The organism is Acidithiobacillus ferriphilus (genome assembly GCF_028215975.1).
Classification (GTDB): Bacteria; Pseudomonadota; Gammaproteobacteria; order Acidithiobacillales; family Acidithiobacillaceae; genus Acidithiobacillus; species Acidithiobacillus ferriphilus.
The window spans coordinates 401,479-421,884 of the sequence record NZ_CP116458.1; the positions used below are offsets into that span (position 1 = coordinate 401,479).

Annotated in this window: 32 protein-coding genes; 16 read left to right on the top strand and 16 right to left on the bottom strand. The window is 52.2% G+C overall.

Annotated elements, in window-relative coordinates; genetic code table 11:
• Nucleotides 1-2: 2 nt before the first annotated feature.
• The 3 genes from PJU76_RS01905 to PJU76_RS01915 are packed head-to-tail and all read left to right on the top strand — an operon-like array spanning nt 3 to nt 642.
• Nucleotides 3-212, top strand: a complete 210-nt coding sequence (locus tag PJU76_RS01905) for a hypothetical protein (RefSeq protein WP_271780254.1) — start codon at nt 3-5, stop codon at nt 210-212.
• 12 nt (nt 213-224) lie between these two features.
• Nucleotides 225-401, top strand: a complete 177-nt coding sequence (locus PJU76_RS01910; RefSeq protein WP_271780255.1) for a hypothetical protein — start codon at nt 225-227, stop codon at nt 399-401.
• Complete coding sequence (locus PJU76_RS01915; protein WP_271780256.1) at nt 388-642, top strand: hypothetical protein; 255 nt, start codon at nt 388-390, stop codon at nt 640-642. Before PJU76_RS01910 ends, PJU76_RS01915 begins: the two co-directional genes overlap by 14 nt.
• Before the next feature lie 593 nt (nt 643-1,235).
• Here the strand turns inward: PJU76_RS01915 and PJU76_RS01920 are convergent.
• A complete protein-coding gene (locus PJU76_RS01920) occupies nt 1,236-1,385 on the bottom strand; it encodes a hypothetical protein (RefSeq protein ID WP_009568703.1) in 150 nt (49 codons plus the stop codon).
• On the opposite strand from PJU76_RS01920, the gene relB reads away from it, so the two are divergent.
• Nucleotides 1,384-1,611 (top strand): type II toxin-antitoxin system RelB family antitoxin, encoded by a 228-nt coding sequence (gene relB / locus PJU76_RS01925; protein ID WP_009568705.1) that lies wholly within the window; start codon nt 1,384-1,386, stop codon nt 1,609-1,611. The genes PJU76_RS01920 and relB overlap by 2 nt on opposite strands.
• A gap of 340 nt (nt 1,612-1,951) precedes the next feature.
• On the opposite strand, the gene PJU76_RS01930 is transcribed toward relB, so the two are convergent.
• From PJU76_RS01930 to PJU76_RS01945, 5 genes are all read right to left on the bottom strand, one after another.
• Nucleotides 1,952-2,497, bottom strand: a complete 546-nt coding sequence (locus tag PJU76_RS01930; protein WP_271780257.1) for a hypothetical protein — start codon at nt 2,495-2,497, stop codon at nt 1,952-1,954.
• Nucleotides 2,498-2,824: 327 nt separating this feature from the next.
• Nucleotides 2,825-3,250 (bottom strand): type II toxin-antitoxin system HicB family antitoxin, encoded by a 426-nt coding sequence (locus tag PJU76_RS01935; protein ID WP_271780258.1) that lies wholly within the window; start codon nt 3,248-3,250, stop codon nt 2,825-2,827.
• A 5-nt stretch (nt 3,251-3,255) separates the two neighbouring features.
• Entirely contained in the window at nt 3,256-3,435 is a 180-nt protein-coding gene (locus tag PJU76_RS13670; protein WP_408629743.1) for a type II toxin-antitoxin system HicA family toxin, read from the bottom strand.
• A gap of 318 nt (nt 3,436-3,753) precedes the next feature.
• Complete coding sequence (locus PJU76_RS01940) at nt 3,754-4,845, bottom strand: SDR family oxidoreductase (protein ID WP_271780259.1); 1,092 nt, start codon at nt 4,843-4,845, stop codon at nt 3,754-3,756.
• Nucleotides 4,846-4,975: 130 nt separating this feature from the next.
• Entirely contained in the window at nt 4,976-5,455 is a 480-nt protein-coding gene (locus tag PJU76_RS01945) for a rhodanese-like domain-containing protein (RefSeq protein ID WP_215849195.1), read from the bottom strand.
• Nucleotides 5,456-6,179: 724 nt separating this feature from the next.
• Here PJU76_RS01945 and PJU76_RS01950 point away from each other — a divergent pair.
• A complete protein-coding gene (locus tag PJU76_RS01950; protein ID WP_271780260.1) occupies nt 6,180-6,467 on the top strand; it encodes a CopG family ribbon-helix-helix protein in 288 nt (95 codons plus the stop codon).
• Nucleotides 6,467-6,751 carry a type II toxin-antitoxin system RelE/ParE family toxin gene (locus PJU76_RS01955; RefSeq protein WP_271780261.1) on the top strand — a complete coding sequence of 95 codons (285 nt, stop codon included), beginning with the start codon at nt 6,467-6,469 and terminating at the stop codon, nt 6,749-6,751. The genes PJU76_RS01950 and PJU76_RS01955 overlap by 1 nt, the downstream gene beginning before the upstream one ends.
• Nucleotides 6,752-7,235: 484 nt before the next feature.
• Here PJU76_RS01955 and PJU76_RS01960 read toward each other — a convergent pair whose 3' ends face one another.
• The 5 genes from PJU76_RS01960 to PJU76_RS01975 all read right to left on the bottom strand — a co-directional run bounded on the left by PJU76_RS01960 (nt 7,236) and on the right by PJU76_RS01975 (nt 11,096).
• Nucleotides 7,236-7,937, bottom strand: a complete 702-nt coding sequence (locus tag PJU76_RS01960) for a hypothetical protein (protein WP_271780262.1) — start codon at nt 7,935-7,937, stop codon at nt 7,236-7,238.
• A gap of 229 nt (nt 7,938-8,166) precedes the next feature.
• Complete coding sequence (locus tag PJU76_RS01965; RefSeq protein WP_271780263.1) at nt 8,167-8,289, bottom strand: hypothetical protein; 123 nt, start codon at nt 8,287-8,289, stop codon at nt 8,167-8,169.
• 22 nt (nt 8,290-8,311) lie between these two features.
• Nucleotides 8,312-8,635 (bottom strand): CFI-box-CTERM domain-containing protein, encoded by a 324-nt coding sequence (locus PJU76_RS13675; protein WP_408629744.1) that lies wholly within the window; start codon nt 8,633-8,635, stop codon nt 8,312-8,314.
• Nucleotides 8,586-9,194 carry a restriction endonuclease gene (locus PJU76_RS01970; protein WP_271780264.1) on the bottom strand — a complete coding sequence of 203 codons (609 nt, stop codon included), beginning with the start codon at nt 9,192-9,194 and terminating at the stop codon, nt 8,586-8,588. The genes PJU76_RS13675 and PJU76_RS01970 overlap by 50 nt, the downstream gene beginning before the upstream one ends.
• Before the next feature lie 429 nt (nt 9,195-9,623).
• Nucleotides 9,624-11,096, bottom strand: a complete 1,473-nt coding sequence (locus PJU76_RS01975; RefSeq protein WP_271780265.1) for a DUF2971 domain-containing protein — start codon at nt 11,094-11,096, stop codon at nt 9,624-9,626.
• A 237-nt stretch (nt 11,097-11,333) separates the two neighbouring features.
• Here PJU76_RS01975 and PJU76_RS01980 point away from each other — a divergent pair, with 237 nt between their 5' ends.
• Nucleotides 11,334-11,963: a tyrosine-type recombinase/integrase gene (locus tag PJU76_RS01980; RefSeq protein ID WP_271780266.1), complete on the top strand. Its 630-nt coding sequence runs from the start codon at nt 11,334-11,336 to the stop codon at nt 11,961-11,963.
• A gap of 136 nt (nt 11,964-12,099) precedes the next feature.
• Nucleotides 12,100-12,390: a DUF2442 domain-containing protein gene (locus PJU76_RS01985; protein ID WP_271780267.1), complete on the top strand. Its 291-nt coding sequence runs from the start codon at nt 12,100-12,102 to the stop codon at nt 12,388-12,390.
• Here the strand turns inward: PJU76_RS01985 and PJU76_RS01990 are convergent.
• Nucleotides 12,382-12,531 carry a hypothetical protein gene (locus PJU76_RS01990; RefSeq protein ID WP_271781038.1) on the bottom strand — a complete coding sequence of 50 codons (150 nt, stop codon included), beginning with the start codon at nt 12,529-12,531 and terminating at the stop codon, nt 12,382-12,384. The genes PJU76_RS01985 and PJU76_RS01990 overlap by 9 nt on opposite strands.
• A 272-nt stretch (nt 12,532-12,803) precedes the next feature.
• On the opposite strand from PJU76_RS01990, the gene PJU76_RS01995 reads away from it, so the two are divergent.
• Genes PJU76_RS01995 through PJU76_RS02005 form a run of 3 tightly spaced genes read left to right on the top strand, consistent with a single transcriptional unit; the run spans nt 12,804 to nt 14,234 of the window.
• Entirely contained in the window at nt 12,804-13,457 is a 654-nt protein-coding gene (locus PJU76_RS01995; RefSeq protein ID WP_215893513.1) for a class II aldolase/adducin family protein, read from the top strand.
• Nucleotides 13,454-13,831: a PadR family transcriptional regulator gene (locus PJU76_RS02000; protein WP_215893514.1), complete on the top strand. Its 378-nt coding sequence runs from the start codon at nt 13,454-13,456 to the stop codon at nt 13,829-13,831. Before PJU76_RS01995 ends, PJU76_RS02000 begins: the two co-directional genes overlap by 4 nt.
• Nucleotides 13,824-14,234 (top strand): carboxymuconolactone decarboxylase family protein, encoded by a 411-nt coding sequence (locus PJU76_RS02005; protein WP_271780268.1) that lies wholly within the window; start codon nt 13,824-13,826, stop codon nt 14,232-14,234. The genes PJU76_RS02000 and PJU76_RS02005 overlap by 8 nt, the downstream gene beginning before the upstream one ends.
• Nucleotides 14,235-14,421: 187 nt before the next feature.
• On the opposite strand, the gene PJU76_RS02010 is transcribed toward PJU76_RS02005, so the two are convergent.
• Nucleotides 14,422-14,901 carry a rhodanese-like domain-containing protein gene (locus tag PJU76_RS02010; RefSeq protein WP_049786906.1) on the bottom strand — a complete coding sequence of 160 codons (480 nt, stop codon included), beginning with the start codon at nt 14,899-14,901 and terminating at the stop codon, nt 14,422-14,424.
• 1,192 nt (nt 14,902-16,093) lie between these two features.
• On the opposite strand from PJU76_RS02010, the gene PJU76_RS02015 reads away from it, so the two are divergent.
• Entirely contained in the window at nt 16,094-16,255 is a 162-nt protein-coding gene (locus PJU76_RS02015; protein ID WP_334212491.1) for a type II toxin-antitoxin system RelE family toxin, read from the top strand.
• Between the two features lie 13 nt (nt 16,256-16,268).
• On the opposite strand, the gene PJU76_RS02020 is transcribed toward PJU76_RS02015, so the two are convergent.
• Nucleotides 16,269-16,553, bottom strand: a complete 285-nt coding sequence (locus PJU76_RS02020) for a hypothetical protein (protein ID WP_271780269.1) — start codon at nt 16,551-16,553, stop codon at nt 16,269-16,271.
• 255 nt (nt 16,554-16,808) lie between these two features.
• Here PJU76_RS02020 and PJU76_RS02025 point away from each other — a divergent pair, with 255 nt between their 5' ends.
• The gene (locus tag PJU76_RS02025) at nt 16,809-17,246 is read left to right on the top strand and encodes a hypothetical protein (protein ID WP_271780270.1); all 438 of its coding nucleotides are present in this window, start codon (nt 16,809-16,811) and stop codon (nt 17,244-17,246) included.
• Here PJU76_RS02025 and PJU76_RS02030 read toward each other — a convergent pair.
• Nucleotides 17,240-17,794: a type II toxin-antitoxin system HicB family antitoxin gene (locus tag PJU76_RS02030; RefSeq protein WP_271780271.1), complete on the bottom strand. Its 555-nt coding sequence runs from the start codon at nt 17,792-17,794 to the stop codon at nt 17,240-17,242. The two genes, PJU76_RS02025 and PJU76_RS02030, sit on opposite strands and share 7 nt — an antisense overlap.
• A 67-nt stretch (nt 17,795-17,861) precedes the next feature.
• Nucleotides 17,862-18,155, bottom strand: a complete 294-nt coding sequence (locus tag PJU76_RS02035) for a HigA family addiction module antitoxin (protein ID WP_271780272.1) — start codon at nt 18,153-18,155, stop codon at nt 17,862-17,864.
• 1,208 nt (nt 18,156-19,363) lie between these two features.
• Here PJU76_RS02035 and PJU76_RS02045 point away from each other — a divergent pair.
• From PJU76_RS02045 to PJU76_RS02055, 3 genes are read left to right on the top strand one after another with little or no spacing between them, the layout of a single operon-like run.
• Nucleotides 19,364-19,813, top strand: coding sequence for a hypothetical protein (locus tag PJU76_RS02045; RefSeq protein WP_271780273.1), 450 nt, complete (start codon nt 19,364-19,366; stop codon nt 19,811-19,813).
• A gap of 53 nt (nt 19,814-19,866) precedes the next feature.
• Nucleotides 19,867-20,103 (top strand): hypothetical protein, encoded by a 237-nt coding sequence (locus tag PJU76_RS02050; protein ID WP_271780274.1) that lies wholly within the window; start codon nt 19,867-19,869, stop codon nt 20,101-20,103.
• Nucleotides 20,104-20,161: 58 nt separating this feature from the next.
• Entirely contained in the window at nt 20,162-20,308 is a 147-nt protein-coding gene (locus PJU76_RS02055) for a hypothetical protein (protein WP_271780275.1), read from the top strand.
• The last annotated feature ends 98 nt before the right edge of the window (nt 20,309-20,406 follow it).

Genomic DNA, 20,406 nt, shown 5'->3' on the forward strand with positions numbered 1-20,406 from the left:
AAATGGCGGGGAATGACGTCAAAAAGCTGGAAAAGATGAAGGACGACCTGGAGGCCAAGGCCATAGAGAAGCGGCGGGCGCGGATCTGCCGCGCCATGGAGGGGGCCGTTGTTTGCGTGTCTGCCGACGGCTTCCGGCGGTCGGCCTCGCTCTCAACAATCAAGCAAACTGTCAAAAATTATGGGGCCAGCGTCATCCGTGCCTCACTTTAAAGGAGAAGTGAAATGGACAAGTTCTGGAAAGTATCAGCACAGAAGTATCTGACGGACGTTTTTTTTCGTCGTGAAATCGACGATAAGGCGAACAATGGCGACGCTTTTGCGGCGGCGGTAATCGCAACGGCAGGATGCATGAAGAGGCCAACGTGGCCGGGCAAGGAGGCTGAAAATGGCGGGGAATGACGTCAAAAAGCTGGAAAAGATGAAGGCCGACCTGGAGGCCAAGATCGCGGCGGCCAAGGCCATGGAGAAGCGGCGGGCGCGGATCTGCCGCGCCATGGAGGGGGCCGGGGTGTTCTCCCTCGACGACGACGTCCTGGAGGTCGAGATCCAGGACATCGCCAAGCGCCATGGGCTGGTCAAGGACCGGTGGGAATCCCGCGACGCGAAGGGGGGCGGCGATGCGACCGAGACCGCTCTCTGAGCCGGATCGAGTCGCCGTTTGGCTCATCACGCGCGAGATGGCCGACAAGGCGATGGGCAAGGCTCCAGACGAGGCCCGCTACGTGACTGGATACCGGCGCAGGATGGCCATGCGGTACCTTCTAAAAGATGGGGTTTGGCCCAAAGACTCCTGATGACTGGGCTTTCACGATGGCCATGGCCGGCGGAATCCGCCGGCTCTTTTTTGACGCCCATGGTTCATCCAGTTGTGGCCAAAGAAGGCCGCTGGCGGGGCTACAGTCTGGGCCGGGTGCTGCCCATTCACAACCCGACCTGGTACAACGCGGCAATTATCGGATTCCAACCCCCTGCTGCTGATTCCGCTTGCCTGCTTAGCGATCAGGTACGGAACGCCCGGCGCCGGTCGATCCCTGGAACGCCTGGAGGATCCCCGTGGCCGCGTATTCGCTGCGGAGCGCCTGCTGGAGTGCATCCCGTCCGCGATGGGAGTGCGGATCGCGGCGCGACAACTCATTCAGGCACAGGTGGTCCTGGGGACTAATCAATGAGCAACGAAAGCAGATAGCTCTTGTCCTCAAGGACTCTCCAAGTCTCGACAGCTTTATGCGCTACTCATTTTATCTGTATCGGCGTTCCCGTACTTGCGCGCCCAATAAAAGCATCCGGGTGGTCTGATCCGGCTGCGGCGGCCACGCCATTGTTGCGCTTTTTGCGGAACGCGCCAAAAATGCGATAAACGTATCGCATACGGAGAAACGCCATGCCCATATCCATCAGATTGCCGGAAGAGATTGAACGCAGGCTCAACGAGCTGGCCGTTAAAACTGGCCGCAGCAAAACTTTCTATGCCACTGAGGCCATACTGGAGCATCTGGAAGACATCGAGGATTTGTACCTGGCCGAGCAGGAGTTAATCGAAATTCGCGCTGGCCGCAGCCAGACATACTCTTTGGAAGAGGTGGAGCGCAGTCTTGGCCTGGCGGATTAGGTTCAGCGAGGCTTCCAGCAAGCATCTTGCGAAGCTGGATAAGCCGCTCGCCAAGCGCATCACGGCGTTTTTGCGCGAGTGTGTAGCTGTATGACTGAAACATAGTTGTATGCTGGGCAGCCATGCTAATCAAACGGTTAGTGCATTTATGGCAAGCCTGGACGGTGATGGGGTTGTATACTGTAACTCCTCATCATTGAATTTTCTTCTAAAAAAAGATGTATACCAGCCATTGTTTACGGACAAAAAATATCACCCTGGTCTGCGCAGGTTTTCTATCCCCGGTGTGCGGGTTACTTCCAATGACAGGATCGCAGCGGGAGCGGTCATTGGAAGATCCCTACTCTGGTTCGTAGTCTTCCGGAAGAATCAATTGGTTATTTTTAAATTTATGCGGAACTTTCGCGCGTTCCGTATCAATGCGTCGGGCAATATCTTTAAAGCGCTCACAAATGATCACGCATTCGTTACTGTCATATTTTCGGAAAATAGAAGCACCGCTTCTCATCGATAATGGCAGAAATATTGGATCTACGAGCTCTATACCAACTGATCCATCAGGATTGATCATTAATTGAACGGGACTATGGGCAAGAAAGTTTCGAAACTCAGATTCGTATTTTAGATCGGCTTCTAAAGCGTCCCAGTCGATATATTTTCTTGCGCAGGCACCTGTTACCAGTTTGCTAACTAGCTGCAGCTTCGGTCCGAACGACTTTTTCTTATAGTAGTTCATTGCTGAAACCATAATATTACGCTCACCATTCAGCACGTTTATCGAATGGTAGAGCTTGAATAGTGCCGTTTCAACTTCCTGCCAAGCGAATATCGCGGCCCCATATGCGCGGTAGAATTGGTCAACCTCAACGTTAGTTGGGGAGCTCAAAACCGTCCTCCAGATTTGTCTGAAATAAACTCATATAATTAGACGCGCCTCTATTACCTTGGCGGACAACCATGCAAATCACAATGAATATTCACTTCTATTGGCTACAGAACATGAAACCCGTCGGCACCTATCCCAAGCAGACCAAAACATTTCACAGACCTATTTGCCGTGTGGATAAGTGCACTTCTTATCAGGCTGTTCTCTTTGGGAAAACGTAATTGGCTACCTCAGATCGTGTGATTCCATATGCTTCTTTCTGACAAAATAGACCGCTTACAGTCTGGAGCCGAATTTTCGTTTCATCGAGCACCCGCTCTTTATCCCTCAGGCCACACGGACCTCAACATGTCGCCCAAGCGCACGCGCAGCTGCTTCGATCTGATCAAGGCGAGAAGCATGATTTAGATCAAATAATCTGTCTACCTGGGGCAAATGCCAACCTAACCTACGGGCAAGTTCAGCTTTTCGAACCCCCTGTTCCAACATGGCACGGTATAAGCCTAGCTTGGCACATTCCAAGGCGGATGGGCTAATGGTTTTCTGGCCCCGCTTTGGCGCACTTGGAATGGGGAGCGGTTTCCGCCCTTCTACATAGATAGAGAGGGCGGTCTCAAGCGCGTCTACCGCGACCAAGAGCGCCTCTTCCTCATCCTCCCCCTGCGTTATGGCTTCAGGGATATCAGGAAAGGTCACCACGAAACCGCCTTCAGGCTGTGGTTCCAGCATTACTGGAAATTGGAAATCGCTCATTTTGGTCACCCCTTCAACCCAAGTTGTTTTTTGATTGCCTCGACAAGACCTGTTTTGAGCTCCCCGGCATGCATCGGGAGCACCGACTGACGTCCATTCAGGAAAACCTTCAGGTGCGACCCCTTTCCAGTTTGAAACGTCGCCCCTTGCCTGGCGAGCCAACGCTTGAATTCATGCGAGTTCATGGCCAAACTATAACAGTTCTGTTGTGGTTGTCAATCGTAATTGGGCAAGGCATCCCTCTCACCCACTGTGGACTTGGAGGAGTGATATCTTAGACTGGTACGCAGCGCAACCGGACGTTGAGCGTGTGATAAGCAACACGCATCGCGCTTTGGTGACGTTTACTGAACATAAAAATATGTACGGATTTATCGATGCATTCAGGATCGGATTAGGCCATAAAAATTTTTGAAAACAAAGTGTCAATTAAATGAATTGCAAGATAAAATCGTCAAAATTTCAGTCATGCCAACTCAAACCCCACTATGATCGCATCTAAATCATGGAATGAGGCGGTATTCGCGCAAGTGGCCTAGGTGCTGCACTATGCTCTCATGTGTATCGATGCAGCCTGTAAAGCCCGCACACCTAATTTTGATTGTGCTTTGAACCATGTCAAAGTCGGTATTCAGCCAACCATCAAGGAACGGCCATGCGGCAATTTCTGCCCAAGGCGTCGCCTGAAGTTTATTCTTTTTGACAATTCTCTCCCATATTGAAGCTTTGTCGGACATCTGCTCAGAGAGCAGCATCGGCTGAGGTGTCGCGGTTGGCATATCGAAAAATTCGGCTATTTCTGACCAAAGATGCTGCCACCGAAAATTATCACCATTAGTGACATTGAAAATCTCATTGCGCGCAGTCTTCGTCGTTAATGACCAGAGAACGGCTTCGGCTAGTACCCCTGCGTCAGTCATTTGATGCAACGCCGACCACGTACCGAGACTGCCGGGAAAGCGGAGGGGAACACAAAGTTCTCGACTGATCGAAGCAAAACTCGCTAACCCCGTCAGCATATTCATTGGCGAACCGATACTTGGTCCGATCACACCGTCCGGTCGCAGGACGGTCCAGCTAAACCTATCTCGTTCGGCCTGCTCCCACAAAAGGTCTTCTTGGTCATTGTAGAAGATAGGCCCCAGGAAGCGCGCATCACGTTCCTTCGCAGGTGTTTTGTAGGGACCGAGGTGCTCACCATAGGACTTGCCACCACCAATCAGCACAACATGATTCAGATTGGCTCCTACTTCTTTTAAAGTGGTGATGGTATTGCTTAACATGGTGACATTGGGGGCAATAGTTGCGGCCATGGTTTCACGCTCCGTATAGGCGCAAAACACAATATCCGTGACTGTGGTCAAGCTAGAGAATGCTTTCTTCGTAGATGCCAGGTCCAGCAAGTCAACCTGAACATGCGGTGGTGCAATTTTGCCATTCAACAATTTGTGGGGGGCTTCGCGGCGTGCCACGGTCGTCACCCTCCAGTTTGATAACGGAGAAATTGCATCGACAACGCCGTTTCCCACCACGCCATAACCGCCCACTACAATGAGATGGCGCGCAAAATTCTTATCGGTTGTATTTTTAGTCATGAAAGATGACTCCGTCTTAAGTAAGCGGTAACTGAGCAGCGTTGTGCCTCTATGTCACAGGGCGACGTAATGACACTTGTTAAGGCAGCAGGGGGATAACCTATTGCAATATTGTCACTCAAACATTGCGTTACCGTGTTGATGCACCAGCTTTAGGCCGTGGCAACTCAGTAACCATTGCTTCCCTCATGGCGCGGTATCCGCCAATCAAAGAAAAAGCACGATGATATCCAAGCAATCGCAGCAAGCGTGCGGCGTTGATACTGCGCTTTCCGCTGTTACAAACACATACGACAATACAATCTTTAGAATTATGCAGATCGTTTATCATGGTTAGAAAATTTTGGATGTCTTCCATCCCAGGAGAATCCTCATCCAGAATCTCCTGCTCTTCCTGCGTGAGCTCATGCCCAAGAAGATGTTTGAACTTAAACAATGGGAGAGAGTATGCTCCGTCTATCTCTCCCTCTATTTCGAGCTCGAACCTCTGTCTGACATCAATTAAGCATGCCAGATTCAGACGCTTTAGTTCTAAAGCCGCCAACACACTTATCTCAATAGGCTCAGCCTGAATAATTGGTGTGGCTGTGGCGGTATCTTTCGGAATCATTTTTGATATGCCCCGATAAGCAGGTTTGCAATGGTATGGTCCACTAACATCACGCAGGCACGATACCTAATGCATGCACTACAAGGTTTTCCAAATCCATCCAATCTGGTTTGATCATAGTGCATTTCCTGCGGATGGACCATACCTATGCCATCCAGGCCCGTCGCTCGAAGCCGAGACATCTACTCATGCCTGGCAACGTATGGGGATCGGCACACCACCGGCGCCTTCAACGAGCCATTGCTCACGTGCTGAAAACTGCGGTACCTTTCCGGAAGTCCGGACAATCCGTAGCCCGATCGACGGCTACAGACTGAATCAGGCCGCCCAGGCTATCGGTATGACCCGCCGCATGATTGCCTACTATAAAAGTGGGGCTAGACCCATACCGAAGACGGTTTGGCTGGCCTGCATCGGCTACGAATCCTTGCAACACGAGGCCGCATGATCCAACGCGGAATGGGCGGTCAGCAGCGTTAGCAGTCGTCCAGCAGGAGGCTGACCGTCATGTTCTCGAAACTCGTCACCATGGCTTAAACCGTAGATGTCTTTATGAGAATGGTTTTCGAGAATTGCAACCAATTGATTTACTTGGCGACAATGATTAGCCTCTCGAATACGGCCCGTTGCGAGAGGGATATGAAGCATGGCCAAACAAGAAAGTTTCAGCGCGCCCGCTATGTGTTATATTGCACATTGCTTGTAACACAAAAGGAGTAATGACATGAGCGAAGCTACCTTTACTTTTCGGGTCGATGAAGCCTTGAAAACCGAGTTCTCAACGGCCGCCAAGGCGCGCGACCGCAGCGGCGCGCAACTCCTGCGTGACTTCATGCGCGAGTTCGTGCAGCAGCAACAGGAAGCGGCCGCGCATGACACATGGTTCCGTCGCCAGGTGCAAATGGGTCTGGACTCCGCCAATGCCGGCAACCTCGTTCCAGCGGCCGAGGTGGAAGCCAGGTTTGCGGCCAGGCGGATGGCCACGCGTCGCCGACTTGAAGCCTCTGAGTGATGAAGCTGTTCTGGACGCCGGAGGCGATCCAAGACCGCGACAACATCTATGACCATATCGAGGCCGACAACCCGGCTGCCGCGTTGGCTCTCGATAATCTGTTTTCAAAGAAGGCGGATCGCTTGGTAGATCACCCCGGTCAGGGACGGCCTGGGCGCATTGTCGGTACCCGCGAACTGGTAGCACATAGGAATTACATCCTGGTCTATGACTTGGCAAAAGACCTGGTTCGCGTGCTGCGCGTCCTGCACGCGGCTCGGCAGTGGCCGCCAGTGAAGATGTGACGGCCTGCCATCGAAACCGGGATCGGCCAGGAATGCCTGGCCACCACTTCCAGTGTTGACCGCAGACTGGGTCTGGTAAGGCTTCATGTCATCGTGATCCGATGACATGCGGGGATTTTACCGGACGCTGAAAGCTGGACGGGATGATGGACAGATTCAGGGCCAGAAATGGCCCAGAAACGAAGTGTTCAGAAAATCTTCGTTTTGTATACAGTATTATGAATTTCATGAGAAATATTCAGCGTTGCTTGCCGCGAACTCTATCGAAAGGTCCAGCAGCGATTAAATGCTGCTAGGTGAAATTATGAACTGCTCCTGATATTTTTACAATATGGATTGTTTTATGTCAGAAAACAGTGAAAACTCATAGATTAAATATTATTATTTTATATATCTTATTGAATTTATCTCTATCCCTGACATTGGACATCCAAATGTCACTAAAAATTTACTATTCACATTTTTAATTAACGTTCCAATGTTTTTAGGCGATGGATATATGTTTAGTTTTTTGTGTAATAACGTGGCCCTTCACAAATTGAATAAGATGACCCGTAAAAACTTTCTTGTGCGGCATAATTAAAGTGTAATCCTTGAATCCATTAGAATAAGCTTCTTTTATTTCTCCGGTCACATAAAAAGACTGACCGTTATAGCTAATTTTTACCGTCCTTGCAAGGGGGTGCAATAATTCTGTCTTGTAGTTTACCAGATTATTATCATTAAGAGAGTAGATAAAATATTTTTCTTTTAACCCGGAAACGCTGGTAAGAATAAATTCGACGCGTCCAAGCGCATAGTGATATATTTTCGGGTGCCAATAGTTCATCACAAAATCCTGCTTAAATATCACATTGCCGTTGTTTTTTATGACAACTACTGTGTTGTTTATGTAGCCAGCAGGTGTATATGAGTGCATAAAAACAAGAAGGGTATTGTCCCAAGAAAAATAATTTCTTATATATTCTCTGTCACCGGTTTTTAATATCTTATCGCCGTTAATATAGACGCCACCTTCCAACAGCCCATTTTGCTTAATTGTTAAATATTGGCCATTGAACACTATACTATTTTTATTTGTTGATTTGTTTGCGGGTAAATCACCTGATGCAGTGTTTGATATAAAAAGCATAAGTAAAAAAACATAAGCAATATGAGCTAGATAGTTTGTTTTTTGTTTATTCATTTTTATCCTTGATAGATTAATAAGTTGATTTATATATTACTTTAATAAAGCCTAATATTGGTGTATATTATATCCTATATAATAGCCCATCAAGTGGGGTGATAGCGCGCCTTGTTATATCAGAAATTGCTGAACTGTCAGCAATATTATTCCCACTTTATCAAACGACATTCACTTTTAGGACCGAATCAGGCCCAAAGAGTGCTCACAATGAGGAGTTCGGAAAACCTTATTTTTTCTTACGTTTTGCCTGAGCAAGGTCAGATGCGGTTACTGATTTAACCGTTTTTGGAGTTTTCTTGTTTTTCAGTAATTTAGATGCCTTGCTTGCGTCATTTTTAGATGTAGTCATTTAGTACCTCCGTGCGATAATGTTAAGGATATGACGAAATAATAAAAGAAATTCCTTTATGTTTTCTCAGCCAACTAGCGATTGGCGGAGACATTCGGTAATATATCATGATCGTCAACCTTCCAGGTCTATAAGGTCTAAGCCGATCATCTCGGAATCTTCGAAGCGCATTTACCTCTGGCGCAAATGGATCACCATAAACCGCTGACGCTATGAAACATGGACCTTTTTTTCCATACCTCCTCCGCTCACTAGCAATCCTTTTCTTTCTAGCACTTGGAGACTCTCCACGCGGATTAAATATTGTTACAGGGGTTTTTTCCTTCCAACTTTTGCCATTTTTCAAAATCCCTAGTTAAATCTTCGTGACTAAGAAGCATTACTCCAGTGCTTCGCGAAAGATTTTTTGCTGCCGCAGTATACCCAGACGTGCTAACAACAAGAGCTTTATTGGCCTTGTAATAGCTAAGAGCGGCGTGAGCTTCTTGAACAGCTTTTATTCCAACAGATTTTGACCATTGCTTACATTGAACAACTATCTTTTGATCCATTTTTGTCGCTACAATGTCTGCTCCATAATCTCCTGTTCTTATTGTGGTTGTTGTTCTCCATCCATTATTTTCAAGTAACGCGGAACAAGATTTCTCGTATTTCTCAGGCGTCAATTGCATAGGATTATCAGCGCCAGCAGCAAGTAACATGTCTCGCATCCTTGCTTTTTGATGTTGCCGATAAAGTAAAATCAATACTGAAAAGACTAGCATGATTGCAATAGCAATAATGAAGACGTGGGAAATACCATAAACCAAGTTCTTATGAGATAATATTTTGCCAAATAGTAACAATCCTATTAGGACTATAACACTAATAAATAATTCATTATTTTTCTTTCTGCTTCGCGCCATATTTATCTAATCCATAATCCATAGCTTAACATTCTGTCAATTCTGATGCTGGTAATAAGACAATAGGTATCATTCTGTCCCATGCGGCACCTTCAATTCCAAGCCTAATCGCCTGTATTTATAACCTTTATAATGGCAGGCCCACATGAGACAAAACAATTAAATTCTCCCTCTCAGACCCCGCCAAGCACGAGGCAACTCTAGCCTATTCATACGACCGCTTACAGTCTTTTACCGCCCACCACTTCTCCGCAATCTATAGCCTTCCGTCACCCATCGGCAAGCATCTTTATCGCTCATCGTCCCCTTGCCCAATTACATACCCAAGGTGCAAGCGCGGATTTGTTACGACCAGCTGGGGGGAAGTCTTGCGGTCGCCTTGGCAGTTACCCTACGGCGCAATGGATGGATAAACCTCTAGGAACGCGATTAGTTGAACTTGATCAGATCAAGCGGATAGATTTCGATTTTGCCGTTGTGCGCGGCATAGATCGCTTGGCTGAATGCGAAAGATTTTTTTCCTTCGGCCTTGCACTTAGCGCCCACGATATCGATAATGCGGGCCTTTTCAGCGAGCGGCGTCCTGACGCCAAAGATGATCCCTTCGAGGTCAGCGAAGCGGTATCTCAGCTTGCGGTCTTTGGCTTCGTTGAAGGAATCGAGCGAGGACATCAGCGTTAGGCGGTATTCATCTTCATATTCCCAGTCCCGCAGCTTGGCAAAGATTAACCTCTTGAACGACGCCAAATAGCGCTGGTGCCACTCGCTCATGTTCCCGAGCACATCGTCAGCGCATGAACTCCTGTTGCCCTGTTCGTCGCGATACCATTGCGATTCCAAGACAGGCACCGGAAAGCGACCGATGGAGCGGAAAAAATCGACTTCTGGTAGTTTGTCCGTGTAAGTTATCCGCTCGAATGGAAGCAGAATATCGCCGTAACTCTGGCTCCCTCCGTTTGGGCCGCCGTGCCAGCCAGTAATGCCGTGTAACGTAAGCACTGGTGGCTGTCCTTCTCTTTCCTCGGCGCGGAATTTCAGACAGACGCCTTGGTGCCCGTCACCATAATGTCCCCACATCGCGGCATGGGTCGGGTCGGTGACAAAGCATGCGGCGTACCAATTGAAATAGACGAGATCGCGGAGGCTATCCACGTAATGCTCTGGAAAGGCATAGAAAATAGCGTGCCATGCTCTTGAAAGATCGTCGGTGACACCAAGATAACGGATCAGATCCATTTGGCGATGGATATGCGCACTTGCCCCGAATAGTGCGGCCAGCATTTCTGGCTTGGATTCGACTTGGTGCTCTTTCAATCCGTTAAGGACTTTGAACAGATTTTTGAGCACACCCTCTTCCGTAATCTGCGGTACAGTCGGCGGCTCATTTACATCTGGCAAACATCCGACCTCACGCAATATCTTCATAACGCATTTGAGAGCGATCCCATGCACCGCGCGCAAACAGAACCCCACTTCTTCGCGCCGCAAGGCACTGGTGTGACTGGCAAGCATAGCGGGAAGATCGGCAAGCTTGTATATGCAGAAGAATGTATCACAAACGCGCCGGTGAATTCCCTTGACTTGTTCTGTCGGCAGAGTGGATGGCATCGTTAATACGAAATTCCGCGCAAGACGGGCATCGTAATCTTTACCCATTATGAAAGCCGTAAGGAGCGATTGCGTCAGGCACGCAAGATAATGCTTCAAAAGGTTCCGCCAGACGATTTCATCGCCCAGCCAAAAAAGGTCTTTAAATCCCTCCATCGGATCGTTCAATTGGTCTGGCGGACAGAAATAAATTTCTTGGTTTTCCAGCTCCTTGCGCTCGCCTAAAAGTGCATCAACGGACCGGAATCTATAAAAGAAACTCCGTGGTTGTGTTTTCTCGCCGCTTTCACTCATAACCACGATTCGCTTTAGAGATGGTCAAGGTTGCCTTTGTTCGAAATGGTGTCATTTGCTTTCGGCTGCTGAAAGTCTGTAATCAGTTTTGAACTGCTCGGTAGGCTGATCTCGACAACCATCGACTATACCCGCCGGAGACTACCTCAACTCAACGACCGCTTCCAGTCTGATACCGCCATATTCGGCAGCGGTGAGAGAATGGCCTCCTACCAGCCTCACAAGGGAGATTGTGTCATGCAAGCCAAAGACCGTTCAACCTCTCCGTCCTCCGCGCCCTGGAACAAGGGCAAGATCGTCGGCCAAAAACGCCCATTCAAGCTGCAAGAGGTCTGGGCCATCCGGATTCGTCTGCAGTTGGCGTCCAGGATCCGCGACCTCGCGCTTTTTGACCTCGCCATCGACAGCAAGCTGCGTGGCTGCGATCTGGTGGCTCTGCGTGTCAGCGACGTTGCTCACGGACAAAGCCTTTTATACCGAGCGATAGTCCTGCAGCGCAAGACGCAGCGCCCCGTTCAGTTCGAAATCACCGAACCCACCCGAGCGGCGGTCGCGGCCTGGATCGCAAAGGCAGGTCTGCGACAAAACGATTACCTCTTCCCCAGCAGGAAGCACGACTCTCCGCACCTGTCGACCCGACAGTATGCGCGGATCGTCGATCGGTGGGTGCGATCCATCGATCTGGATCCTGCCGAGTACGGCACCCACACCCTGCGCCGCACCAAGGCGACGTTGATCTACAAGCGCACCAAGAATCTCCGGGCGGTTCAGCTTTTGCTGGGACACACCAAGCTGGAGAGTACCGTCCGCTACCTGGGAATCGAGGTCGACGACGCCCTGGAGATCGCGGAACAAATGGAGGTGTAGACAGGACCATTCCTTGAGATAGTGCAATAGATGCCCTATCCTAAGTCTATGACGACGTATCCCCCGGTGGACCCGTGCGCGCCTGGATAGAGGCACGTCGGGAGACGTTGCTGGCGGAATACCGGAGGCCGAACCCATGAACCATGCACCACAAATTCGCAAAGCCGAGATCACCGGGCCATTCCAGGTCACCATCGAATGGTCGACTGGAGAGACCTTTGTGACAGACCTGAGCAGCACCACTGGTCCCAAGCGGGAGGGAGACCCCTTTGCCGCTCTCCACGATCCGGCGATTTTTGCGCAGGCCCAAAGCGATGACTGGGGCGATGGCCTGAGTTGGCCGGGCGGGCTGGACCTGGGAGCAGACCAACTGTACAACCTGGGTCGCCACCATTCCTGTTGGCAGCGTGAAACCAAACTATTGTAGCGCGGCTATGGCTTTAGACCCGGCCCAGTGGCGGGCGAATTGCCGCGCCACCCGGCCACTGCGCGAGCCGTGATCCAGTTTCTGCTGGTGGAAATCCGCTGCAAACAGGTCGGTTTTGATTGCGTTCTTTCGTGGTGTCATCCGGCAGACCCCATAATATTCAACTGGTTATATTTTATCATATACAACCGAAATGGGAAGGTTTTTCGAGGCTCCCAATCGTAATATTGTGATCATTACTGATTGTTTCTGCAGGCGGCCCCGTCATCACCGCCAGAATTTCTTCACATAAGCTCCATTCCACATGCACGAGGCAGCACGTTAAAGCAGGCTGCGGACTGCTCCAAAGAACAGAGTGGCGTGTCTGATCATATATATGTAATATACATATATAGTTAATAGGAGGTACTACTATGAATACTCAGAGCATTGGCCAGAACCTTCTGGATACCGCTAACAGATTGAGAGATCGAGAACTGCTTTTTCATGGTAATCATGCCAACCTTTCTGTCCGATCCGGAGAGCGTATGCTCATGACCCGCGGTGGTGATGTGGCACAGTTACGGGCGGATGATCTGGATTGGGTAGGTCTGGACGGCTCAGGTCAGGAAGCCTTCCAGCCCACATTTCGGGAAGTTATTGAGATGCATGCCAAAGTCTATAGCCAGCGCAGGGATTTTGGCGGCATTGTTCACTGCCATCCGGCCCACCTTACGGCCTTCGCCATTGCACAACAGCCCTTGCCGGCGGTGTATGAGCCATTATTGCGTCTCGGAATCCATGAGGAAGTGCCGGTAGTGGCCTGGGCACCACGCGGTTCGCAAGAGTCCGTTGAAGGTATCCTCCGAGCGTTCGTGAACCCAGCGATCAGCGCAGTATTGCTGTCCAACCATGGGGTCCTGGTGGCAGGAGCCGATCTCGGTGAAGCATTGGCTCGACTCACGGCCTTGGAAGAAGCAGCGGAACTGGTGCTCCATGCTCGGGCTCTGGGTGGCGCGAAACCTTTGCCAAAGGCTGCCTACGAGGAGGTGGTGGGGCGCCAACACCAATTCCAGATGACGTCATGAGTAATGACCGTGTTCGGCCAGGTCGACATCTCGCCGCGTTCTCCCTGCTGTTGCTTTGGGAAATGCCAGACCATGGTCTTCATCTCCACCGGCGGATCAATGGCGTCCTCCCTGACGGACTACAAGTGGATATAGGGAATCTCTATCGTGCGCTTCGTGACTTAGAGGTCCGAGGGAGTGTCCAGTCTGCCTGGGATACCGAAGGCAGCGGTTCTGCACGACGGATTTATCGTATTACTGCCGATGGGCACGATGAATTGCGAGGCTGGAGCGAAGACATCAGCAAGCGGCGTAGCGCCTTCGACTGGTTTTTGGGGCACTGGCAGGCACTGGCGGAGTCGGATGGCAACGTAGAGGCGCGACTCCATGGATGAGAAATCTATCCGTTCACGGTATGTCGAACTTTTTGGAGTGGTGCCTGACAGCTGGCCCTTACGACAGGATATTGCCCGCCAAGCAGGACGGGAAACTGCCCTAGATGCCATAGAAAACCTGAGAGAAACGCTTATTCACGGGAATCCGCTCGACCGAAAAGTGCAACAGCTGGTCCATTTTGGCATGCTCCTCGTACGTAGCGAAGCGGCAGCAGCGGAGCTTCATGCCCGCGCAGCCCTTGTCGCGGGCGCCACGGTCGCCGAACTGCATGGCGTCTTGGAGACTGCGGCGATCGTGGCTGGCATGCCTGCTTTCAGCTTGGGTGTTCAGGCCGTGACCCGCGCCTTGGCAATACCGGCCCAATCTTTGGACACGGAGAAAAATAATGGCCTTACCGGCTAGTTTTGATTTCCAAATCCTAAAGAAGCCACTACGTCGGTATACGCCCGTCCGGCTCATGTACCGGCGGGCGACTGCCGGCGGTTTCAATATGGGTGCAGACAGCCACTCGCACACTGACGGTCTCACTCATTATCCCTCCTACAGCAGCAAGGGGTAACCTATTGCAAGATTGCCACTAACTCATGCATTACTGCGTTAGCTCACCGGATTTAGCCAGTGGTAGATCAGTAACCATTGCTTCCCTTATGGCGCGGTATCCCCCAACCAAAGAAAAAGCACGATTATATCCAAGCATTCTCAGCAAGCGTGCAGCATTAATGCTGCGCTTGCCGCTGTTACAAACACACACAACAATACAATCTTTGGCATTATGTAGATCGTTTATCATGGTTATAAAATTTTGGATATCTTCCATTCCAGGAGAGTCTTCATCCAGAATTTCCTGTTCCTCTTGTGTGAGCTTGTGCCCAAGAAGATGTTTAAACTTAAACAATGGGAGAGAGTATGCTCCATTTATCTCTCCTTCTATTTCAAGCTCGAACTTTTGCCTAACATCAATTAAGCACGCTACATTCAAACGGCTTAACTCCAAGGTCGCCAGAACGCTTATCTCAATAAGCTCGCCCTGAATGGTTGGCGTGACTGTGGTGGTATCTTTTGTAATCATTCTTGACATAACCCCGATAAATAGGTTTGCATTCGTATTGCCCACTAATTAATAGCCTATTAGGCCTTATGCATCATTTCGTCTAGTGGTTACTGATCCCGGCTGGGCAGACAGGCTGATTTTTCTTGGTCCGCAGCCTGCTGCTTGGTTACTATTTATAAACCAAATGGTAAAGGTCATCGAAAATTCTCCGGGGATAGCCCTGTCTGCTTGGCAAGCCCCACTAGCATTCTGGGGCCAATTTCTTCCCCGTCATGAAACGCGAACACGCCATCCGTCCGATGCAAATGAGTGCGGCCAATACAAGCCTCGCCTTCAAAGAAGGTCATTAGCTCATGCCTGAGCACTTTCCATTATCTCTATGGTAATTGGGGAGGCAGGCATTTCCCCTTCGTCCAGACGATCAGCTATGGTCCTGAGTGCAAGAGCTTCAACCTTGGCCGCCGCATCGTTGCGTGATGCTCAATACCACATGACGCCAGACATTTCTGGTATCGCTGCTATCCAGCGGTCGTCCTCTTTCGTATCGTATTTAGCATAGAGTTTCATGGTGTCAATCTCGCCTATATTGAGGGAAGTGCCATACTGCCACCATGGCCTTATCTTCCGCCGACATGCTGTGATGAGAAAATCATAATGCAATTCACTCGGCCAAGCTACCCGTTACGCGATCGGCACCTGAATGCCTGTTGAACAGACATCTTACAACCCAATGACCGCAATCAGTCTGGTCCGGACGATCGGGCTACGGATCACCCAGGCCACTTGGAAAGGTACTGCAGTTCTCAGCACGTGAGCAAGGGCTCGTGAAGGAGCCGGTGGTGGGCGGGTATTTCTGCCTGACACCCTTGGGACCACGTTCGATGATCACATCCGCTCAGGAAGCGTTGACCGCACCCGGAGCACCGAATGCCACACCGGTCAACAATAATCAACCCATACGTCCGCTGCGTTTGCTCCGTCAGAGTGAAACTTTATTGTCGAGCTAGTATTTTTTTATCCGTGAAGAGCCGTGCATGGCTCTCTTAAAGATTGCTTCTTGCAATAAACGCTCTGCTGATTACTTGCTGGTCAGCCAGTCTACAACTTTAATATCGAGTATATATCTTTAATTTTCCAGTATACGACTTTATTACCAGGTATAGAACATTGTTTTACTTGTACAGTAGCCGTACTGGACGATTCCCGTACCATCGGCGATGCCCTGAAAGGCCCTCGCCTGGGCGAATTTTGGAAATATCGCGTAGGCTATTACCGAATCATCTGCACCATTGAGGACGCGGCACTATGCATCCTCGTGGTGCGGGTTGGCAATCGGCGTCAGTCTATAAACAGTGCTGACCAAACGTGCTGATGTCCGTCCGAGATCAACCGGTTCCAGGACAGGCCCCGCGCTGCTCCGCAAGCGCAGAAAACCGCTTGGCGGCCCGTTGGATGTCCTCTCGGGTGCCCGATTGATAGCCCATCGCCGCACGGGTACGTCGCCAGTCTTCCATGGAAGGCTCTTCTCTCCCAGCCTCGATTAGATCAATCCAGAGACGGTTCACGGCCATGATCACCAATTCCGGCTCGGTATGGTGAGGATGCATGGTCTGGATTTCGTCAAGCTTCGCCTTGACCCGGCGGGCTTCATCTTCAGTCAACCCAAACATGATTTTCTCCAGAAACTTCAATTTGCATACTTCACCTCCTGATCAGATATGTTCAGCAGCCCGCAATACCCGCTGTACTTGTAGAACAGGATAGGACATTTCTGAAGTTGGCGCTGCCCGCCCCGCTGTCTGCCCCGCTTGTCAGCGGCGATCCGAGGCGCTAAGGTGGTTCCACCTCTTCATGAGACTCCTTTTCCTGGCTGCACCGCCCTTTCCGGGCGGGGAGACCGCCTGTTGTTTGAAAAAGGAGCATCCATGCGTTTCCATCGAGAGAAGATCATCCAGGAGGAGTGTGTCCGCTGCGACCGCTGCGGGCGGGAGATGCTGCCCGAGGATTCCAGCTGCGAATATCCCGAAAGGATCGCCATCCGTTTCCGCGCAGGCTATGGCAGCGTCTTTGGGGACGGTAATCTGGTGGAGGGAGATTTTTGCCAGCATTGCCTGAACGAGGTCTTCGGCAAGTATCTGCGGATCATCGAGGACGATCCCTTCCGGCCCAGACCGCAGTCGCAGGATCCGGCCCGCAAGGCCTATCAGGGCCACCAGCTCGACGCCGTGCTCCAGGCCGAAACATTCTGGCATGAGCTGCGCCTGGCGCAGGGCTCGCCGCGATCACTTCCTGGTTATCAGGAACAGGCCGATGGACGCCACAATGAATCCAAAAATGATAATGGTCCAGTCGAAACTCATTGACAGCCTTTTGCCGCCGATGCTGGATCAGCGGCCTTGTCGTTCCGCCGATCCAGTTTGGTTTCAATGTGGTCCATCCTGGATTCCATTCTCGCCTCGGCCTCCGCCGTCGCTTGCCTATCCGCTTCGAGGCGGCGGGACAGATCGAGGATGTGCGCCGCGTGATCGCTCAAACGTTCGTTCATTTGCGTCTGAGAGTCAATAATCTCTGCGTTTTGCGTTTTGATGGCGTCCCTCGTGGGGGACGTATCCGCATGGGGAGAGGCCGGCACTGGCTCCCCGCGTTGTCGGAAGCTTTCCCTGACGCCTGCCCATGCGGTGGCCAGTTCGCGCAGCGCGGCGGCTGGGGTCTTCCCAAAGGCGGACACGGTTGGCATATCCTCGATGGCCACCATCCAGTCACTGTCCTCGTTCAGCCAGAGGCGGACGGTGTGCCCGTCGAATTGGCTTTTATTCTCCCGTTCGTACCACCAATGGGAGAAGCGGATGCCACCCGCCAGAATGGCGGCCACGGATACCAGAAGCACCGCGAATAGCGTCATTGGATCCATGCATTCACTCCATATTATGGTCAATACCGTGGAAAAAGATTCCGGCCTCTCCTGCCAGCGCCGCGCGTCAGGTGCTTTGTGTGATGGTTTGAAACGGCATCACGTTTGGCTGTTCGCGCTGCTCGGCGCGGCTCAACTCATAGTTGGTCTGAAGCGTCATCCAGAAACGCGCGGTGCTGACGCCCGCGCGTTCCAGCCGGATGGCCAAATCCGGGCTGATACCGGCGTGCCCATGGATGACGCGCGACAACGAGGTCCGCGACATGCCCAACCGGCGGGCCGCCTCGGTGACTTCGATGTCCAGCGGCACCAGCACGTCTTCGCGCAGTAACTCGCCAGGGTGAGGATGGTTGTGCATCATGGTGCGTTCCCTCAGTGATAATCCTGGTAATCGACCAGTTCGACATCGGCCCCGACAAACCGGAAGGTGACGCGCCAGTTGCCGTTCACCCAGATGGATCAGTCCCAGCGAGGTCGCCCTTCAATGGATGGAGCCTGTAGCCGGGATGGTTCAACTCGACTGGCGACGCGGCGGCGTCGCGCGCCGCTTGAACGCCGCGTGGCGAACCAGCGCGGTAGAGGGCTTCGTGCCTTATACCGGAAGCTGATGATCATGGATCAAATGTAGCGTGTGGGGATACGAACATCAAACGATACACGTCAAAAGCATCGTACTGGTGGCTGGTCATCCAGACCTCATCTACAAGATATTGTGAATAGCCAAGCTTCGTAGCCCGTCCACAAAATCCACGGTCCGAAGCCCGCGCGACGAAGGCCCCGACAAGGGCCGGCGGTGGCGCGGGTTGTGGGCGGCAAGCCGGGGCGTGGCCCGGCTGGTGGCCGTCGGCCAGCCGTCCACGAGGCGGTGGAGTTTGTGGGCGGGCGGGTTGGAGATGCCCCATGGTCACCCACAGGGCTACTTGAATACGCCCATAGGATGCCCTCTGGTCGCCCTGTGGACGCCTTCAGGGTGACCACGGGACACCCTGTGGGCCACCTCTGGCCTCCTCGTGGACGTCTGGCGGTCAGGTTTTCGTAAAGGCGGTTGATGGTGATCGAGACCGCCTTTTCGTGGAATACGCCGAGATGCTCGGCCGCCTGCTCAAGGGCGACCTTGGTGACCCGAGTTTTCGTTTCGGTTCCATGTTTTACCATCACGTGGGGATGGTTTGTGGGAGAAGCGTAACAGACGCGAGGGGCACCACCATCGTTGCGACGGGCGGCATCCATGGGGCAGGGCGGCAATCCATGCGGTCGGCTCTCCGGCCCAGCAAGTCGCGCCTTCCTGCGTCAGTCACGCCTCGCTTCTTGGGCCTCCGAGCCGGGATTTTTCTCCCTTCCACCGCGACACCCCCGTTCCGTGGCGCTGATCGTCCTGCTCCCGCTTTGCGCCTCCCCCTTTGGGTGAGGGAGGCGAAAGCGGGAGCAGGACGGCGCCAAACCCGGAAACGGGGGAGGCCCAATCCGCGTTTCCAGTTTCTTTGATGCGCTCATCGCCGCGCGGGCTAGAGGGGGCTCCCCAAGAGCAGGCTTTTGGCCGAACTCTACCCCAAACTCAGGAGATCCAACATGAACACGACGACGAACAAACCCATCTTTGGAATGCGCAAGGCCAGCCAGGACATGCGGACCATTCGCGGCTTCCTCGGGGACCGCCAGGCCCAGGCCATCGCGGATGGTTGCCGGGGCGAAGAGCGGCAATTCTTCTATGAGAAGTTGGACGAACTCGCCCGCATCGTGAAAGCCATGCCCAAAAGTTACGAGACGGACGGACAGGGCGACGACGCCATCGCGCACCTGCACTACTTCACCGCCGAGTGGGATTGGTACATCACCGAGAAAGACGGCGACCCGGACGGCCAGGGTCAGATCCAGGCATACGGCATGGTGGACGGCTGGGAGCGCGAGAGGGGGTACGTCTCCATCAAAGAGATCACCCGCGCGGGCGCGGAACTGGACTTGCATTGGGAGCCTATCAGTTTGAGGCAGGTCATCGAAGGAAATCGCGGCGCCGCTTAACCAATAATCTGGGCGGTCACCGCGCCGCCCCATCGACAAAAAGGAGCACCAACATGAAGGCAAAAAAAGCGTCAGCCATTCAGGCGCCGGACATTCCCGCCATCGGGGAGCGTGTCCATACCGTGGACGGATTCGGCGATTACCGTCACGAGCCATCCATGCGCGGCATGGTGACGGGAGTGATCACCGACCGATGGGGTACCCATGCCCAAGTGATGATGGACGATGGCACGTTCAGGACCCGCCATGGGATCAATCATGGGCCGGGCATCGGCTGGCATCGATTGTAAAGCGAACCAGGGTGGCCATGGCGCCGCCAGTTCAACGCAAGAGAGAAAGGAGAACACGATGAACGAGAGACCGTCCCCGGTGGAGTTCCTGTTGTCATTGATTGGAGTGGACGCCGAAACGATGGCGCCCGCCATTGTGAAGTTGTCCGCCGTGTTGTTGGCGCTTTTGGAGGCCTACCGTCTCGGCGGATGGCTCTTCCATTGATCGGCATGGCCGCCGCCTTCGCTGCGGTCGCGCGTCGCTGGGGATTCCGCCCCGCGCTTTGCACTCCATGCCTATGATTCGCCCCCCGCGAATCGCGC

Bases quoted from the DNA above. Each gene is read 5' to 3' on its own strand.
- PJU76_RS01905 (WP_271780254.1), top strand. From the start codon at position 3: ATGGCGGGGAATGACGTCAAAAAGCTGGAAAAGATGAAGGACGACCTG.
- PJU76_RS01910 (WP_271780255.1), top strand. From the start codon at position 225: ATGGACAAGTTCTGGAAAGTATCAGCACAGAAGTATCTGACGGACGTT.
- PJU76_RS01915 (WP_271780256.1), top strand. From the start codon at position 388: ATGGCGGGGAATGACGTCAAAAAGCTGGAAAAGATGAAGGCCGACCTG.
- relB (WP_009568705.1), top strand. From the start codon at position 1,384: ATGCCCATATCCATCAGATTGCCGGAAGAGATTGAACGCAGGCTCAAC.
- PJU76_RS01920 (WP_009568703.1), bottom strand. From the start codon at position 1,385: ATGGCGTTTCTCCGTATGCGATACGTTTATCGCATTTTTGGCGCGTTC.
- PJU76_RS01935 (WP_271780258.1), bottom strand. From the start codon at position 3,250: ATGAGCGATTTCCAATTTCCAGTAATGCTGGAACCACAGCCTGAAGGC.
- PJU76_RS13670 (WP_408629743.1), bottom strand. From the start codon at position 3,435: ATGAACTCGCATGAATTCAAGCGTTGGCTCGCCAGGCAAGGGGCGACG.
- PJU76_RS01940 (WP_271780259.1), bottom strand. From the start codon at position 4,845: ATGACTAAAAATACAACCGATAAGAATTTTGCGCGCCATCTCATTGTA.
- PJU76_RS01945 (WP_215849195.1), bottom strand. From the start codon at position 5,455: ATGATTCCGAAAGATACCGCCACAGCCACACCAATTATTCAGGCTGAG.
- PJU76_RS01950 (WP_271780260.1), top strand. From the start codon at position 6,180: ATGAGCGAAGCTACCTTTACTTTTCGGGTCGATGAAGCCTTGAAAACC.
- PJU76_RS01955 (WP_271780261.1), top strand. From the start codon at position 6,467: ATGAAGCTGTTCTGGACGCCGGAGGCGATCCAAGACCGCGACAACATC.
- PJU76_RS01960 (WP_271780262.1), bottom strand. From the start codon at position 7,937: ATGAATAAACAAAAAACAAACTATCTAGCTCATATTGCTTATGTTTTT.
- PJU76_RS01965 (WP_271780263.1), bottom strand. From the start codon at position 8,289: ATGACTACATCTAAAAATGACGCAAGCAAGGCATCTAAATTACTGAAA.
- PJU76_RS01970 (WP_271780264.1), bottom strand. From the start codon at position 9,194: ATGGCGCGAAGCAGAAAGAAAAATAATGAATTATTTATTAGTGTTATA.
- PJU76_RS01975 (WP_271780265.1), bottom strand. From the start codon at position 11,096: ATGAGTGAAAGCGGCGAGAAAACACAACCACGGAGTTTCTTTTATAGA.
- PJU76_RS01980 (WP_271780266.1), top strand. From the start codon at position 11,334: ATGCAAGCCAAAGACCGTTCAACCTCTCCGTCCTCCGCGCCCTGGAAC.
- PJU76_RS01985 (WP_271780267.1), top strand. From the start codon at position 12,100: ATGAACCATGCACCACAAATTCGCAAAGCCGAGATCACCGGGCCATTC.
- PJU76_RS01990 (WP_271781038.1), bottom strand. From the start codon at position 12,531: ATGACACCACGAAAGAACGCAATCAAAACCGACCTGTTTGCAGCGGAT.
- PJU76_RS01995 (WP_215893513.1), top strand. From the start codon at position 12,804: ATGAATACTCAGAGCATTGGCCAGAACCTTCTGGATACCGCTAACAGA.
- PJU76_RS02000 (WP_215893514.1), top strand. From the start codon at position 13,454: ATGAGTAATGACCGTGTTCGGCCAGGTCGACATCTCGCCGCGTTCTCC.
- PJU76_RS02005 (WP_271780268.1), top strand. From the start codon at position 13,824: ATGGATGAGAAATCTATCCGTTCACGGTATGTCGAACTTTTTGGAGTG.
- PJU76_RS02010 (WP_049786906.1), bottom strand. From the start codon at position 14,901: ATGATTACAAAAGATACCACCACAGTCACGCCAACCATTCAGGGCGAG.
- PJU76_RS02020 (WP_271780269.1), bottom strand. From the start codon at position 16,553: ATGTTTGGGTTGACTGAAGATGAAGCCCGCCGGGTCAAGGCGAAGCTT.
- PJU76_RS02025 (WP_271780270.1), top strand. From the start codon at position 16,809: ATGCGTTTCCATCGAGAGAAGATCATCCAGGAGGAGTGTGTCCGCTGC.
- PJU76_RS02030 (WP_271780271.1), bottom strand. From the start codon at position 17,794: ATGGATCCAATGACGCTATTCGCGGTGCTTCTGGTATCCGTGGCCGCC.
- PJU76_RS02035 (WP_271780272.1), bottom strand. From the start codon at position 18,155: ATGATGCACAACCATCCTCACCCTGGCGAGTTACTGCGCGAAGACGTG.
- PJU76_RS02045 (WP_271780273.1), top strand. From the start codon at position 19,364: ATGAACACGACGACGAACAAACCCATCTTTGGAATGCGCAAGGCCAGC.
- PJU76_RS02050 (WP_271780274.1), top strand. From the start codon at position 19,867: ATGAAGGCAAAAAAAGCGTCAGCCATTCAGGCGCCGGACATTCCCGCC.
- PJU76_RS02055 (WP_271780275.1), top strand. From the start codon at position 20,162: ATGAACGAGAGACCGTCCCCGGTGGAGTTCCTGTTGTCATTGATTGGA.